Origin of the sequence: Thiobacillus sp. (assembly GCF_013693775.1) — a bacterium.
Taxonomy (GTDB): domain Bacteria; phylum Pseudomonadota; class Gammaproteobacteria; order Burkholderiales; family Thiobacillaceae; genus Thiobacillus.
Map to the genome: position 1 here is coordinate 2,175,638 of NZ_CP059257.1, position 15,117 is coordinate 2,190,754.

Here is a 15,117-nt window from a genome sequence, read left to right on the forward strand (position 1 = left end):
ATTGCCATGTCACATGCCGCCACCCATCCGCACCGCGTGTTCGANCCCCTGTTGCGCCTGCTGCACTGGGTCATTGCGCTGTCCATCGTATCGCTCATCGCCACCAGCCAGATGGCCGACTGGTTCGAACACGGGCCATATGAAAAGACGCTCTGGAATCTGCACATTCTCATCGGCTACACCCTGACGGCAGGCCTGCTGACACGCCTGCTGTGGAGTCTGGCTGGCCCGGCCAGCGCGCGCTGGCGCGACCTGTGGCATCCCGCCGTGTGGAAGGACAGCATCAGGAATTTGCGCCTGCCCAAGACCCACCGCGCCGGGCACGATCCGATCGCTAGCCTGGGCTATCTGTTTGCCTATGGCGTAATGGCGCTGATGGTCGTCACCGGACTGGGGCTGGCCGCCAGCGAGTTCCAGACGGGCCCGCTCGCCGGCTGGCTGGGCAATGTGGCGTGGCTGGAGGATGTGCTGGGCGAACCGCACGAATTCGGATTCGGCCTGATGCTCGGCTTCATCGGCCTGCATCTGGCTGCGCTGGTGTTTCACCAATGGCGCGGCGAACGGGTGGCGCAAAGCATGGTGACCGGCAAGCAATACCTCGGCGCGGGAAACGAGGTGCAGCATGATTAAGCACCTTCTCTACGGTGGCCTGGCGGTACTCGGCATGGCCTCCGCCGTGGCGGCGGCCGACAGCCCTGCCAGCCTGATGGCGCAGTATGCGCAGCAGGCGGGCGTGCCAGTGTCCGGCCTGTCCGCCTCGCGCGGTGCTGCCTTGTATCGCACTGAGCACCCGGGCCGCGATGGCCAGGCCGTGAGCTGCGCCGGTTGCCATACCGCCAACCCCGCCCAGGCCGGACGCAGCCGCGTCGGCAAGCGCATCGAGCCGCTGGCGCCGGTGGCCAATCCGCAGCGCTTCACCGATGCCGCCAAGGTCGAGAAATGGTTCCGGCGCAACTGCCAGGACGTTCTGCAACGCGAATGCAGCGCGCAGGAAAAAGGCGATTTCATCGCCTGGCTGAGCCTGGCCCGATAATGAGCACACCATGAACTATCTATTGCGCGGAATCGGAGTCGTCACGGCGGTCGGCGTGTTCAGCCTGTTGGCGTTTTCGCTGCCATCCGGCGATGCGCACGGCGATGGCGGCGGCAATGTCCTGCCGCGGACGACCAACAAGGCCTGGCAACAGGAATGCGCAAGTTGCCATATCGCCTATTCGCCGGCTTTCCTGCCGAAGACATCGTGGCGCCGTCTGATGGGCGGACTCGATCAGCACTTCGGAGAAAACGCCAGCCTTGATCCGGCAACCCAGGCTGATATCCTGCGATTCCTGGAGGCCAACGCCGCCGACAGCGGCACCAGCCGGATGGGCAGTCGGGTGATGCAAAGCATGGGGGCCAACCAGGCGCCGCCCCGCATCACCGAAACCCGCTGGTTCGTGCGCAAGCACGATGAGGTGTCGAAGTCGGTGTGGTCGCGCAAATCGATCGGCTCCGCCGCCAATTGTGCTGCCTGCCACCGCCAGGCGGAACAGGGCGTGTTCGACGAGGACACGGTCAGGATTCCGAAACAATGACCCAAGGATGAACCGGAACGATGCGCATATTGTTGGTGGAAGATGACCGCCTCCTGGGCGACGGCCTGCAGGCGGGACTGACCCAGGCGGGCTATGCCGTTGACTGGCTGCGCGATGGCGAGGCGGCGGTAATGGCTCTGTCCACCGAATCGTTTGCGGCCGTGGTGCTCGACCTGGGGCTGCCGAAACGCGACGGTCTGTCGGTGCTGCAATGGCTGCGCGGCCGCCATGACGCCACGCCGGTGCTGATCCTGACCGCGCGCGACCAGCTGGAGGACAAGGTACGCGGACTCGATCTTGGCGCCGACGACTATGTGCTGAAGCCGTTCGATCTCGACGAGATCACCGCCCGCCTGCGCGCACTGGTGCGGCGCGCCCATGGCCGCCCGGAGCCTGTGCTCGCCGTCGGCGAGATCGAACTCAACCCGGCGGCGCGCAGCGTGACGCGCGCCGGCCAGGTTGTCGAACTGACCCCGCGTGAATTCGATCTGTTGCACCTGCTGCTGGAAAACACCGACCGGGTGCTGACGCGGCGCACGCTGGAAGAGCAGCTCTACACCTGGAACGACGCCGTCGACAGCAACGCGCTCGAGGTCCACATCCACCATTTGCGGAAGAAGCTCGGCAACGACCTGATCCGCACGGTGCGCGGCGTCGGCTACATGGTGTCGACGGGCGCTCCCGCGTCATGAGCCGGCCGTATTCCCTGCGCCGGCGGCTGGTGTGGTTGCTGACCGGATCGGTGGCGGCGATCTGGCTGCTATCTGCGCTGGTGGTGTATCAGCGCGCGCACCATGAAGCGGACGAATTGCTCGACGGCCAGCTGACGCAAGTCGCCGACACCTTGCTGGCGATCGTGGCGGCCGGCGAAGTCGAGCATTTTGCGAAGGAACTCCAGGATCACAGCCACCACAATCCGGTGCCCATCGCATTCGAGGTGTGGCACGACGATGACGGACGGATGCTGCGTCTGGCCACGTCCATGGGCCACGCCGGATTTGAATCCGGGATCGGACCGGGATTCAGCGAACGCCAGTACGAGGGCGCACGCTGGCGGTTCTATGCGGTACAGGATCCCGACGCGAAATATCGGGTCGTCGTCGGCCAGGCCCATGCGGCACGCGAAGGCCTGGCGCGCGAGATTGGCCTGTCGCTGCTGATTCCCGCCGCGCTGGCGCTGCCGCTGATGGCGCTGGCGGTCTGGTGGGGTATCGGCCGCAACTTGCGACCGGTGGATACGGTGGCGCACCAGGTCGGCGCGCTTGATGCGCAGGCCCTGACGCCACTCGACGAATCGCCCGCCCTGCCCGAGGAAATTGCGCCGCTGCGTACCGCGCTCAATGCGCTGATCCGGCGCGTCAACGAAGCCTTCGAAAACGAGCGCCGCTTCACCGCGGATGCCGCGCATGAATTGCGCACGCCGCTGGCGGCCTTGAAAGTGCAGACGCAGGTCGCGCTGCGCGCGCAAACGGCAGACAGCCAGCAGCATGCGCTGGCACAGGTGATCGCCGGCGTGGACCGGATGACGCACCTGGTCGAGCAATTGCTGACGCTGGCGCGCGTCGATCCAGCTACGCAGGGCAATCCGCCCGCACCGCTGGATCCCGCAGACATCGTCGCCGCAGTGTGCGAAGAGCTTTTGCCGCACGCGCAACGCCAAGGACAAACCCTGACGGTCGATGCGGCAGCGGGATGCCGTATCGCCATCACGTCGGCGTGGCTCCAGGTCGCGGTCCGCAACCTGCTCGACAATGCCGTGCACTATGCGGGAGAAGGTGCGCGGATCGACGTGCGCATCGCGCATCGCGAAACGGGCTGTGCGATCACCGTTGCCGACGATGGTCCGGGCGTCGCCCCCGCGTTGCGGTCTCAACTCAGCGCCCGCTTCGTGCGCGGCGAGGTCGAGACCGAAGGATGCGGCCTTGGCCTTTCCATCGTCGCGCGCATTGCGGCGCTCTCACACGCCCAGCTTGAACTGGGGGACGGATTGCCGCGCGCGGATGGCGGCCACGGATTCGCAGCCACACCACGCTTCAGCGCAGCCGCCGCTCCCACCTAACCGCACGGTGCAACCCGCTAGCGGCGGGACCCCGGTCCCATGCCGGAGCCTGGTCCCATACCCGGCCCCATCCCCGAGCCGGGCCCCATGCCGGCAGGCGGCATGTCGGGCAGGGTCTTGCCCTGGGCCTGGGCACGCTCCTGCATCTGCTTGTGATGTTCCAGGCGGAAGGCTTCGCGCTCCTGCTGGGTTTTCAGCGTGCGCATACGATTGCGGTATTCGGCCCGTTCCTGCCGCGTCATCAGTTCGGACCCGTAAATGCGATCTTGATCACGCACCTGGGTACGATCCTGATCGCGCGCCTGATCGGCGGCATACACCGGCATGACACCCACCATCCCCAAGGAAAGGGCAAGGGTGGCTATGGATAGGCGTGTTATGCGTTTCATCTCTGTCTCCTTCGCTAAAAATGTCCCTGTACTCGATGTTGCACGTGCTCGGCATCGTCCACTTTCAATCTAGTACAAAAGACCCACTTGTCCTAATGCGGGACACTTCGTGCCTGGATGGATCCGGCGATTCGCCGGGTCCATGCCTTGTCCGTTATTGCGCAGGCTGGATCGCGGTGACGGTCAGGGTGTCGTCGATGCTCTCGGCATGAAATTTCACCGCGTCGCCCACTTTGAGTCCCTTCATCAGTTCCAGCGGCTGCANCCGGAACACCATGGTCATGGCGGGCATGTCGAGGTTGACGATCGGCCCGTGCCGCAGGGTGAGCTTACCGTTGGCTACATCCACCCGGCGCACGACACCATCGGTCATCACATTGGCCTGGGCAACCGGCGCGGCCACAGGTTCGGCATGCAGCGGTGCGGCGATCGCCAGTGCGGCCAGCAAGGGAATCCATGTCTTCATTTTTCAGCTCCTACGTAACAATATAAAAACGGCATTCAGTGGCCGACGGGTTTGCGTACGGTTACCTCGACATCGCCCGGGGTACCCTGGGGCGAGGCAGTGGATGGCGCGCGCATCGGCTCGGCCATCGCGCCGGCAAGCTCGCGTGCCTGCGTGCCGGGCGGCTGCTTGTACCAGCCGGGGTCGGAATAATCGCCGCGCTTCTGCCCGCGCCGCACCTTCATCACGCTGAACATGCCGCCCATCTCGACCGGACCGAATGGTCCCTTGCCAGTCATCATCGGCAAGGTGTTGTCGGGCAGCGGCATCTCCATTTCAGCCATGTCGGCCATGCCGCGCTCACCCATCGCCATGTAGTCGGGAATGAGCTTGCTGATCTTGCCCGCCAGGCCACTGTAGTCAACGCCGATCATCGTCGGCACCGCATGGCCCATCGCATTCATGGTGTGATGGCTCTTGTGGCAGTGGAACGCCCAGTCGCCTTCTTCGTCGGCGACGAACTCGATCTGGCGCATCTGGCCGACCGCGATGTCGGTGGTCACCTCCGGCCAGCGCGCGGACTTCGGCACCGGGCCGCCGTCGGTGCCGGTCACCTCGAATTCCACGCCGTGCAGGTGCATCGGGTGGTTGGTCATGGTGAGGTTGCCCATGCGGATGCGCACACGGTCGTCCAGCCGCACGTTGAGGCTGTCGATGCCGGGAAAGGCGCGGCTGTTCCAGGTCCACAGGTTGAAATCGAGCATGGTGTTGACCGAGGGCGTGGCGCTGCCGGGATCGATGTCGTAGGCGTTGATGAGGAAGCAAAAATCGCGGTCGACCGGCTCGATCGCCGGATGCCTGCCCTTCGGGTGTGTCACCCAGAAACCCATCATGCCCATCGCCATCTGCGTCATCTCGTCGGCATGCGGGTGGTACATGAAGGTGCCGGGGCGACGCGCGACAAATTCGTAGACGAAAGTTTTGCCCGGCTTGATATGCGGCTGGGTCAATCCGCCGACGCCATCCATGCCGTTGGGCAGGCGCTGGCCGTGCCAGTGGATGGTCGTGTGTTCGGGCAAACGATTGGTGACATAGAGCCGCACCCGGTCGCCTTCCACTACTTCGATAGTGGGCCCAGGGCTCTGGCCGTTGTAGCCCCACAAGTGCGCCTTCATGCCGGGGGCGATTTCGCGTACCACCGGCTCGGCGACGAGATGGAATTCCTTCACCCCGTCCTTCATGCGCCACGGCAGCGTCCAGCCGTTCAGCGTCACCACCGGATTGTAGGGACGGCCGCTGGATGGAATCAGCGGCGGCTGGGTATCGGGCCTGTCCATGCTGACAATTTCAGGGAGCGCCGCCAGGGCAGCCGGACTCACCGTGGCGACGGCGGCTGCGCTGCCGAGTTTGAAGAAATCACGTCTTGAGGTCATGGAAAATCCTTTCAGTGTCCGCCCGCCGCATCGGCAGACGCGGACGGGAGAGAGGTGACCGGGGTTTTGCCCGGCGTGCCGGCCAGTACCATCCGCATGTCGGCGTCGGCGAGCCAGAAATCGCGCTGCGCCTCGATGGCGGCGTTGACCGACGCGATCTGCGAACGCGCGTCGGCCAGCAGCTCGAACACGCCGATCAGCATGCCGTTGTAGCGATACTGGTTTTCCTCGAAGATGCGCTGCTTCAGTGGCACCACCTCGTCGCGCAGGTGGCGGGCGACGGCGTACTGGCTCTGCTGCATGGCATAGGCCTCGCGCACCTCGGAACGCGCGTTGACCGCGATCTCGCGTGCGCGCTCGAGTGCCTGGCGGTAGCGTGATTCGGCCTGCACCACCCGGGCCTGCCCCCAGTCGAACAGCGGCAGTTCGAAGCTGATTTCGTAGCCACGCTGCAATGGCACTTCGTTCGAACTGTTGCTGATGGCGCCCAGCTCCAGCACGTTGACGAAGCGCGTGCGGCGTGTGAGTCCCAGGTTCCTGGCCAGCGCCTCGGTTTGCAGCCGGGCGGCCTGCAGATCCAGGCGCGAATCCATGGCCTGCTGTTCGACTTCCGGCAGCGCGGGCAGGGTTGCAGGCAGATCCGGCAAACGTTCGGGCAATTGCATCGCATCGCCATGGGGCAGGCCCAGCAGCCGGATCAAGCGCTCGCGCGCCTGCAGCTTCGTCTGTTCGGCACGCGCCACCGCCAGTGCGGCGTCCGCATAGAACGACTGCTCACGTGCCTGTTTCAGCTTGCTCCAGTTGCCGACCTGCGCCATGCGGCGCGCCAGTTCCGCGCCGGCCTCGGCAGCATCCATCGTCTGCTGCTGGTAATGCGCGGATTGCTTCGCCGCCACCGCGACGACCCAGGCCTTGCGGGTGTCCGCCGCCAGCCGCAGTACGTTCAGAATCAGTTCGCGCCGGGTTTGCTCGAACAGCCGCTGCTCGATGTCGATGCGCATCGGCATGGTCAGCAGCCGCATCAGGTTGAGATGCAGGCTGCGTTCCCATTCCACTTCGCTACCCCGCGTGAGACGGCCGATGGAAACGCCCGGGTTCGGCAGGCGCTGCGCCGCGACCCAGTCGGCCTCGGCGATGCCGAGCGTGTTGAAGGCCGCCTGCAGGCCGGGATTGTTGAGCAGCGCAATCTGCACCGCGTCATCTGCGGAGAGCGGTTGCGCCAGCAGCGCATCGATGCGCGCCTGGATCTGTGTACGGCTGGCTTCATCGCGTGACCAGACGACATCCTTCTGGATGCGCGACTGGGTGGCGGACCGGACCGTTTCGAAGCCGCCGTCGGTGGAAAAGCTCGCGCAGCCGCCCAGCAGGATGGCAGACAACACGGCGAGGGTCAGCGTACGCGGCGCAGGAAAAGTCGGATGCATGGCCTTCCACTCAGTGCGCATGATGTGCCTGCCCGGTCTGATCCGGGGCCTCGCCGGTTTGCTGCGACTCGCGCAGGTAGGTACGCCAGCCGCCGATTTCACCCACCCGGTCGTTGGCCTGGCGCCAGTCCTGCAATGCGTCCTCGCGCCAGGCCCGATAGTGCGCGAAAGGATTGGATACAGCTGGCGGAGAAGGCGGCACTTCGGCTGCCTGTGCGGCAGGCAACGCTACCAGCCACGCAGAAGCCGCCGTCAGGCCCAGGAAAGATGCGCGCGCCCACGGCGCCGCATGGCGTAAATAAAGTTTCAACATGATCGTCCTCGCAATTTCGCGGCAGGATCGCCGCGCGCAAACGGAACCGCGCTCGTGCGCGGGATTCAGGCGAGGGCGGTTCGGGGGACGGTCGGGACTGTCGGGAATGAAGCCGCTGAACGATGCAGCCGGCTGTGGAGCATAGCGGTGCGCGATCGGGACGACCGGGACGCCATCGGCGAACCCGATCGGCAGGGCCGTGGCCAGCGCGCAGGCAGCGCAGAACTTGCATTCGTGCTGGTCAGACGGATGATGTGGCTGGTCGGGCGCGTGACAGTCTGCCACGGCCATGGCGTCATCGGGCATTGCCGCCATCTGTTCCATCGCAGCCTGGTCCGACAGGATGCAGACCCGCATGGCGGAATAGGCAAACGCCTGCACCGGCAGGGTCAGCAGCAACAGCATCAGCAGAAATCGACGGAGTCGGGCGCGCACGCGGAAAGTGTAATCAAAAAGCGAAAGCTGACAAGTGACCGGGCGCGGCGAGCCGGGTTCCCGCTCCGCTCATGGGCGACGCTTGCGCGGCTCGTAGTGCACCACGGCACGCATGATCTCGGAATAGGGAANATCGGCAATGTCGCCGAAACGTGCTCGCCCCTGCAGCACGCTGGCGGCAATGTCGGTCGCCTCGTCGGTCGGGCCATCCAGGGCAGCCGACAGCCCGCGCACGCCGCCGCATTGGGCGCGGATCTCCTTGCCAAACGGCCAGGGCGCATCAGGGTTGATCCGGAGCGCGAATTGCGCGTTCTCGTGCAGGTCCTGGTAAAACGCCAGGCAATGCTCGCGTACCACGGGATCGCTGCAGGCGATCGCCTCACGCTCGGCAAGACTCAGCTTGCGCGAGCGGTCGCAGCTCACGCAGCGCGACAACAGGGCCCGTTCGAATGGGCAGCTGTATTCGATGTAGGCTTTTCTAGCCAGTCGATAAGCGTCTTCGTTGTATTCAGCCATGACTGCTTAATCAGAGTGATCAGGACGCGCAGTGCGTGAACAACTTTACCAGTCGTCGCCCGACAAGCGCTGATCCAGTTCACGCTCCGCCGTCAGCGTTTCCTGGGCGGCAATCTCGTTCTCGGCGAAGATCATCTTGTACTTGTCGCCGGTCTTGGGATCGAGCGTCTTGCGCAGTTCGTTGGTGTGGGCCTTGGCTTCCTTGAAGCTCGCCCATTCGCCCTGCTTTTCCAGTACTTTGAACATTCCCAGACGGAAAACATAGTAAGGCATGGCGGGTCCTCAGTTCAGCCGGCCGTGGCACTGCTTGTATTTCTTGCCCGAACCGCACGGGCAGGGATCGTTGCGGCCGACCTTGGGATAGCCCTCGCCCGCAGCCGCGGCCTGATCGACTTCGGCAAAGTCCTGGCCCTCGTCGTACTCGGTATGCTGGAATTGGACGTTCGACGGCTCGTGCGGCTCGACGGCCTGCACGTCCTCGGGCGCACGAATCTGTACGGTGGTGGTGATCTGCGTCACCTCGGTCTTGATCGCGGTCAGCATGGCAGAGAACAGTTCGAACGCCTCGCGCTTGTATTCCTGCTTCGGCTGCTTCTGTGCATAGCCGCGCAGGTGGATGCCCTGGCGCAGATGATCCAGCGCCGACAGGTGCTCGCGCCAGTGGGTATCCATGCTTTGCAGCATCACCGCACGCTCGAACTGGCGCAGGCCGTCGCCGCCGACCAGGGCTTCCTTCTCCCGATAGATCGCGTCGGCGGCTTCGAGGATCTTCTTGCGCAGCCCCTCTTCGTTCAGGGTCTTGTCCTCGTCCAGCCATTGCTGCAGCGGCAGGTCCAGCGAGAACTGTGCCACCAGCGACTTTTCAAGGCCCGCCACGTCCCATTGCTCGTCCATGCTGCCCGGCGCAATGTGCAGGCTGACGGTCTGGTCCAGCACGTCGTCGCGCATGGCGCGGACGGTATCACCGATGTCGGCGCTCGCCAGCAGTTCGTTGCGCTGCTCGTAAATCACCTTGCGCTGGTCGTTGGAGACGTCGTCGTATTCGAGCAGCTGCTTGCGGATGTCGAAGTTGCGCTGTTCGACCTTGCGCTGCGCGTTCTCGATCGCACGCGTCACCCAGGGATGCTCGATGGCCTCGCCCTCGGGCATCTTCAGCCGATTCATGATCGCGGCGACGCGGTCGGACGCGAAGATGCGCAGCAGCGGGTCTTCCAGCGACAGGAAGAAGCGGCTCGAGCCGGGGTCGCCCTGGCGGCCGGAGCGGCCGCGCAGCTGGTTGTCGACGCGGCGCGACTCGTGGCGTTCGGTGCCGATGATGTGTAGGCCGCCGGCCGCCACCACGGCGTCGTGGCGCGGCTGCCAGTCGGCCTTCAGCGCGGCGATGCGCGCGTCCTTCTCGCTGTCGGACAGCGCTTCGTCGGTGCGGATCGCGTCGATTTCCTTCTGGATGCTGCCGCCCAGCACGATGTCGGTGCCGCGGCCCGCCATGTTGGTGGCGATGGTGATGCCGCCGGGCATGCCAGCCTGCGCGATCACTTCCGCTTCGCGGGCGTGCTGCTTGGCGTTCAGCACGTTGTGCTGCAGTCCGGCCCGGGTCAGTTCGGCGGACAGATGTTCGTTGGCCTCGATCGACGTGGTGCCGACCAGGACCGGCTGGCCATTGGCGTTGCGCGCGCGAATGTCGTTGATCACCGCCTGGTCGCGTTCCTTGGCCGTCCGGTAGACCTGGTCGTGCTCGTCCTTGCGGATCATCGGCCGGTGGGTCGGGATGACCACGGTTTCCAGACCGTAAATGCTCTGGAATTCGAAGGCTTCGGTGTCCGCCGTGCCGGTCATGCCCGACAGCTTCTGGTACATGCGGAAGTAGTTCTGGAAGGTGATCGACGCCAGGGTCTGGTTTTCCTTCTGGATCGCCACACCCTCCTTCGCTTCCACCGCCTGGTGCAGGCCTTCCGACCAGCGGCGGCCGCTCATCAGGCGGCCGGTGAACTCGTCGACGATGATGACTTCGCCGTTCTGCACCACGTAGTGCTGGTCGCGGAAATACAGCGCGTGCGCACGCAACGCTGCGTACACGTGGTGCATCAGCATGATGTTGGAGGCGTCGTAGAGGCTGCCGCCGGGCAGCAGCAGCCCCATCTCGGTGAGAATGTCCTCGACCTTTTCATGCCCGGTTTCGGACAGCAGCACCTGACGCGATTTCTCGTCGACCGAGTAGTCGCCCTCGGATTCCTCGTCCTTCTGGCGAATCAGGCGCGGCGGCACCAGGTTGACCTGCTGGTACAGCGCGGTGTTCTCTTCCGATTGCCCGGAAATGATCAGCGGCGTGCGCGCCTCGTCGATCAGGATCGAGTCGACCTCGTCGATGATGCCGAAGGCCAGCGGACGCTGCACCTTCTCCTCCATCTGGTAGACCATGTTGTCGCGCAGATAGTCGAAGCCGTATTCGTTGTTGGTGCCGTAGGTGATGTCGGCGGCATACGCGGCCTGTTTTTCGTCATGCGGCATTTGCGACATGTTGACGCCGGTGGTCAGACCGAGAAAGCCGTACAGCCGGCCCATCGACTCCGCATCCCGGCTGGCCAGGTAATCGTTCACCGTCACCACGTGTACGCCCTTGCCTGCCAGCGCGTTCAAATAGGCCGGCAAGGTCGCCATCAGCGTCTTGCCTTCGCCGGTGCGCATCTCGGCGATCTTGCCGTCGTGCAGCACCATGCCACCCACCATCTGCACGTCGAAATGGCGCATGCCAAGCACGCGGCGGGAGGATTCGCGCACCACGGCGAAGGCTTCCGGCAGCAGCTTGTCGAGCGTCTCTCCGTTTTCGAGCCGCGATTTGAATTCGGCTGTCTTACCTGCCAGCTCGGCGTCTGACAGTTTCTCCATCGCCGGCTCCAGCGCATTGATCGCTTTCACCTTTTGCAGGTATTGTTTGACCAGCCGGTCGTTGCGGCTGCCAAAGACTTTCTTGAATACAGATTGCAGCATGAGGAATCCGAAATGCCCGCAGGACGCGGTAAACCGTTGAATCTTAACATAGCGGGACCGGCATCCCGTGACGCCGGCGTGTCACGCGCATGAGCGCCTCGAGCCTGGCCGACCTGCTCGCCAGTCAACTGCCGAACGGCCTGGCCATACGCGCCCGGACCCTGCTGAAGACCCAGGCCGCGCTCGATCGTTCCCTGCCGCTGCGCTGGCCGGGCACGTTCGCGTGATGCAGCTGGAAAACGGCCTTTAAGCCTCGCCTGCGACAGCGGCGCCGTCGCCAGCCGCCTGCGCCACCAGACCGAGGCGCTGATTGCCAGCCTCGACAAGCACGGAATCATGGCGACGGCGATACGCGTCAGCGTCAACCCCGAGTTGCTTGCGCGCTATGTCCATCCCGTCGAAAAGACCGGCCTGCCGCCCGCCGCACTGGAGGGACTGGCGCATCTCAATGCGGAAATCGAGGCCGGTCCACTGAAGGACGCCCTGGACAAACTGTTGCGCCACCACCGGAAAACCTGATCAAGCTCGCTTGGCCCACCAGCCACGTGCGTTCTATCGTGCGCGTTGAACTCAATATTGCGCGCTCGTCGAAAACTGCCCGGCCGATGTCATACTGCCTTCATTGACCCCATGCCCTGCATGGGTGTTTGCTAAAATCGCGCGCGTCCTGTTTCTCCCGTATATGTATTCAGCACACCGTATTTTCAAGCGCCAGCGTCTGCTCCTGTGGCTGAGCATCCTGTTGGCAGCCGGCTTCTTCGCCACCACGCTCAGCAGCTACTACGTGTCGAAACAGGCGATCCTGACTGCCATCGTCGCCCAGGAACTGCCGCTTACATCGAGCAATATCTATTCGGAAATCCAGAAGGACCTGGTGCGGCCCGTGCTCATCTCGTCGACCATGGCGCACGACACCTTCCTGCGCGACTGGGTTGTGGGCGGGGAGCGGGACGTCGGCGCCATGGCTCGCTATCTGCAGGAGATCAAAACGCGCTACGGCGCATTCAGCAGCTTCTTCGTGTCCGAGCGCAGCACCAACTACTACACCGGCGAGGGCATCCTGAAGCAGGTGTCGCCGAAGGCATCCCGCGACGTCTGGTACTACCGGGTGCGCGCCATGTCGGAACCCTACGAGATCAATGTCGACCCCGACCTGGCCAACCGGGATGCACTGACCATCTTCGTCAACTATCGTGTCTTCGACTTCGACGGCCGCTTTCTCGGCGCCACCGGCGTCGGGCTCACTGTGGATGCCGTGCGCCACCTCATCTCGAATTACCAGCAGCGCTTCCAGCGCACCATCTATTTCGTGGATGCGCACGGCAAGACCGTCCTGTTCGGCAACCAGTCCGGACGCCAGGAGACCGACCTGCGCGCAACGCCGGGCCTGCGCGACATCGTCGACCGCGTCCTGCGTGAAAAATCCGGCTCCTATCAGTTCAGGGACAGTCACGGCCTGCATCTGCTCAATGTGAACTACATCCCCGAACTCAAGTGGTATCTGTTCGTGGANAAAGGCGTGGATGCCGCGCTGGCCGACATCCGTCAGACCCTTTACGTCAATCTCGCGGTATGTCTTGGCATTACGCTGCTGGTGCTGTTCCTGACCCATATCGCGCTTGCACGGTATCAACAACGCATCGAGGACATGGCCGCTACCGACAAGCTCACCGGCCTGCTCAACCGCCAGGCATTCAGCATCCTGATCGACAAGGCCTTCGCCGAATACCGGCGCGACCCGCGCCCGATTTCCATCCTGCTGATCGACATCGACCACTTCAAATCGATCAACGACCGGTTCGGGCACATCGGCGGCGATCGCATCCTCAGCCAGGTCGCGGTCTCGCTTCAGAAAGGGCTGCGGGCGTCGGATATCGCCATCCGCTGGGGCGGGGAGGAATTTCTCGTCGTACTCAAGGGCAGCACCCTCGAACAGGGACAGCATGTCGCCGAACAGCTACGCCTGAAAATCGAGCAAACGCAGTTCGCCGTCGACGCACAACCGGTCTCGGTCACCGTCAGCATCGGCGTCAGCCAGTATGACGGCGCAGAGTCCTACGAACAGGCCATCGGCCGCGCGGACGCCGGCCTCTATACGGCAAAGCATGGCGGCCGCAACCGTGTCTGCGTGGCGCCGCGCGTCTAGGGTCATCATTAGATTGCCACTGGACTCGGATTCGGGCCGGCCGCTTGGCAGCCGACCTCGAGCCGCGCCTGTTACCTCTCGTCCATGAAAGCAAAAAGGCCGCACCCGTAGATGCGGCCTTTCCGTGTACGGCGGTGTGCGCTTACTTGACGACCAGCTCCACGCGACGGTTCTTGGCACGACCTTCGCGGGTGGCGTTGCTGGCGATGGGCTTGGTCTCGCCATAGCCCTTGGTGGTCAGCCGATCGGCGGCAATGCCTTTGCTGACGAAATAGTCGTACACCGACTTGGCACGGCGCTCGGACAGGCCCTGGTTGTACTGCTTGGTACCGGTGCTGTCGGTGTGGCCGACCACGTCCACGCTGATGTCCTTGCGGCGGTTCAGCACCGTCACGGCCTCGTCAAGGATGGTGATGGCATCCGGGCGCAGGCGGGCGGAATCAAACTCGAAATTCACGCCTTCCAGAATCACCACCACATCGCCCGACTTGGCTTGATCGAGCTGCTGCGCCTGCGGAGTCTTGAGCGCCGGGGCGGCAGGCTCCGGCTGCGCGACAGGGGCGGGCGCAGGTTCCGGCATGGGGGCAGGCGCGGGCTCTGCAACGGGGGCAGGCGCGGGTTCCGGCTTGGGCATGGGCTGGGCTTTCTGGCCCAGGGCGAAGTTCAGGCCGACACTGATGATCGCGTCGCCGAAATCATTCGCCCCAAACGCCTTGGTGGAATTGCCATCCATGCGGTAGCGTGCGTCGGCACGCAGGGAAATATTGTCGGTCAGGCGCTTCATGATGCCGAGGCCGATATTGCCCATCAGGCCGGTGTCATGCTTGCCCGGGATGTCGGTGTACAAGGCGCCCAAGCCCACCACGCCGTAGGGCGTAAAGTCGGCATCGCGGTTGAAGAGATACAGCGCGTCGACCCNCAGACCCCACAGGTCGTACTTGCCGCTGCCGGTCTTGTAATCAAGCGAACTGCCCGTCAGCGACAACTCCATGTTCAGGTGTTCGGTGATGGGCTTGCCGAGTGCCAGACCGCCGCCCCAGCCGTCGTCGGCGTGGCGATCGTTGTCGGAGAAGGTGTAGTTCAGGGTCGGCGCGACGTAGAGGCGGTCGTCCGCCGCGTGCGCCTGCAGGGCCGCGCCGGCAAGGGCGATGAGGACTGACAGGGTCTTGATACGCATAGGGTTACTCCTTGGGATCTGTGGGATTCAAAATGGACGGATCTTCAACAATAAGCTAGCGCTCTCCCATCAGCAGGAGTGCGGTCTGGCGCAATGTTACTCCTCCAGGGTTTTGTATGGATAGCCTCGGCGGCCTTGTAAATACGCCATTCCACCCTGATTTTCGCAAGCGCCGTCGCGGAATGCGCCTTGCTTGGTACTCGATACGGTCCGCACAC

At 64.0% G+C, this 15,117-nt stretch carries 17 protein-coding genes; 8 read left to right on the forward strand and 9 right to left on the reverse strand.

Going from position 1 to position 15,117, the window contains the following annotated elements; all coding sequences use genetic code 11:
* Positions 1–6 precede the first annotated feature (6 nt).
* Genes HZY77_RS10730 through HZY77_RS10750 form a run of 5 tightly spaced genes read left to right on the forward strand, consistent with a single transcriptional unit; the run spans position 7 to position 3,633 of the window.
* On the forward strand, positions 7–630 hold the full coding sequence (locus tag HZY77_RS10730; protein WP_296814516.1) for a cytochrome b/b6 domain-containing protein: 624 nt from the start codon (positions 7–9) through the stop codon (positions 628–630).
* On the forward strand, positions 623–1,033 hold the full coding sequence (locus HZY77_RS10735; protein WP_296814519.1) for a DUF1924 domain-containing protein: 411 nt from the start codon (positions 623–625) through the stop codon (positions 1,031–1,033). The genes HZY77_RS10730 and HZY77_RS10735 overlap by 8 nt, the downstream gene beginning before the upstream one ends.
* A 10-nt stretch (positions 1,034–1,043) precedes the next feature.
* The gene (locus HZY77_RS10740) at positions 1,044–1,574 is read left to right on the forward strand and encodes a diheme cytochrome c (RefSeq protein ID WP_296814523.1); all 531 of its coding nucleotides are present in this window, start codon (positions 1,044–1,046) and stop codon (positions 1,572–1,574) included.
* 20 nt (positions 1,575–1,594) lie between these two features.
* Positions 1,595–2,266 carry a response regulator gene (locus HZY77_RS10745; protein WP_296814525.1) on the forward strand — a complete coding sequence of 224 codons (672 nt, stop codon included), beginning with the start codon at positions 1,595–1,597 and terminating at the stop codon, positions 2,264–2,266.
* A complete protein-coding gene (locus tag HZY77_RS10750; RefSeq protein WP_296814527.1) occupies positions 2,263–3,633 on the forward strand; it encodes an ATP-binding protein in 1,371 nt (456 codons plus the stop codon). The genes HZY77_RS10745 and HZY77_RS10750 overlap by 4 nt, the downstream gene beginning before the upstream one ends.
* A 17-nt stretch (positions 3,634–3,650) precedes the next feature.
* Here HZY77_RS10750 and HZY77_RS10755 read toward each other — a convergent pair whose 3' ends face one another.
* From HZY77_RS10755 to secA, 8 genes are all read right to left on the reverse strand, one after another.
* Positions 3,651–4,022, reverse strand: a complete 372-nt coding sequence (locus HZY77_RS10755) for a hypothetical protein (protein ID WP_296814530.1) — start codon at positions 4,020–4,022, stop codon at positions 3,651–3,653.
* A 154-nt stretch (positions 4,023–4,176) separates the two neighbouring features.
* The gene (locus tag HZY77_RS10760) at positions 4,177–4,488 is read right to left on the reverse strand and encodes a copper-binding protein (protein ID WP_296814533.1); all 312 of its coding nucleotides are present in this window, start codon (positions 4,486–4,488) and stop codon (positions 4,177–4,179) included.
* A 35-nt stretch (positions 4,489–4,523) separates the two neighbouring features.
* Positions 4,524–5,900 (reverse strand): copper oxidase, encoded by a 1,377-nt coding sequence (locus tag HZY77_RS10765; RefSeq protein WP_296814537.1) that lies wholly within the window; start codon positions 5,898–5,900, stop codon positions 4,524–4,526.
* 11 nt (positions 5,901–5,911) lie between these two features.
* The gene (locus tag HZY77_RS10770) at positions 5,912–7,324 is read right to left on the reverse strand and encodes a TolC family protein (protein ID WP_296820892.1); all 1,413 of its coding nucleotides are present in this window, start codon (positions 7,322–7,324) and stop codon (positions 5,912–5,914) included.
* A gap of 10 nt (positions 7,325–7,334) precedes the next feature.
* A complete protein-coding gene (locus tag HZY77_RS10775) occupies positions 7,335–8,072 on the reverse strand; it encodes a hypothetical protein (protein WP_296814540.1) in 738 nt (245 codons plus the stop codon).
* 69 nt (positions 8,073–8,141) lie between these two features.
* Entirely contained in the window at positions 8,142–8,588 is a 447-nt protein-coding gene (locus HZY77_RS10780) for a hypothetical protein (RefSeq protein ID WP_296814543.1), read from the reverse strand.
* A 45-nt stretch (positions 8,589–8,633) separates the two neighbouring features.
* Positions 8,634–8,861 (reverse strand): hypothetical protein, encoded by a 228-nt coding sequence (locus HZY77_RS10785; protein ID WP_296635012.1) that lies wholly within the window; start codon positions 8,859–8,861, stop codon positions 8,634–8,636.
* A 9-nt stretch (positions 8,862–8,870) separates the two neighbouring features.
* Entirely contained in the window at positions 8,871–11,576 is a 2,706-nt protein-coding gene (gene secA, locus HZY77_RS10790; protein WP_296814546.1) for a preprotein translocase subunit SecA, read from the reverse strand.
* A gap of 89 nt (positions 11,577–11,665) precedes the next feature.
* Here secA and HZY77_RS10795 point away from each other — a divergent pair, with 89 nt between their 5' ends.
* From HZY77_RS10795 to HZY77_RS10810, 3 genes are all read left to right on the forward strand, one after another.
* Positions 11,666–11,803, forward strand: a complete 138-nt coding sequence (locus HZY77_RS10795; protein ID WP_296814549.1) for a hypothetical protein — start codon at positions 11,666–11,668, stop codon at positions 11,801–11,803.
* Positions 11,804–11,912: 109 nt separating this feature from the next.
* Positions 11,913–12,095 carry a hypothetical protein gene (locus HZY77_RS10805; protein ID WP_296814554.1) on the forward strand — a complete coding sequence of 61 codons (183 nt, stop codon included), beginning with the start codon at positions 11,913–11,915 and terminating at the stop codon, positions 12,093–12,095.
* 163 nt (positions 12,096–12,258) lie between these two features.
* Positions 12,259–13,722 (forward strand): sensor domain-containing diguanylate cyclase, encoded by a 1,464-nt coding sequence (locus tag HZY77_RS10810; protein WP_296814557.1) that lies wholly within the window; start codon positions 12,259–12,261, stop codon positions 13,720–13,722.
* A gap of 142 nt (positions 13,723–13,864) precedes the next feature.
* On the opposite strand, the gene HZY77_RS10815 is transcribed toward HZY77_RS10810, so the two are convergent.
* Positions 13,865–14,899 (reverse strand): OmpA family protein, encoded by a 1,035-nt coding sequence (locus tag HZY77_RS10815; protein ID WP_296814560.1) that lies wholly within the window; start codon positions 14,897–14,899, stop codon positions 13,865–13,867.
* Between the last annotated feature and the right edge of the window lie 218 nt (positions 14,900–15,117).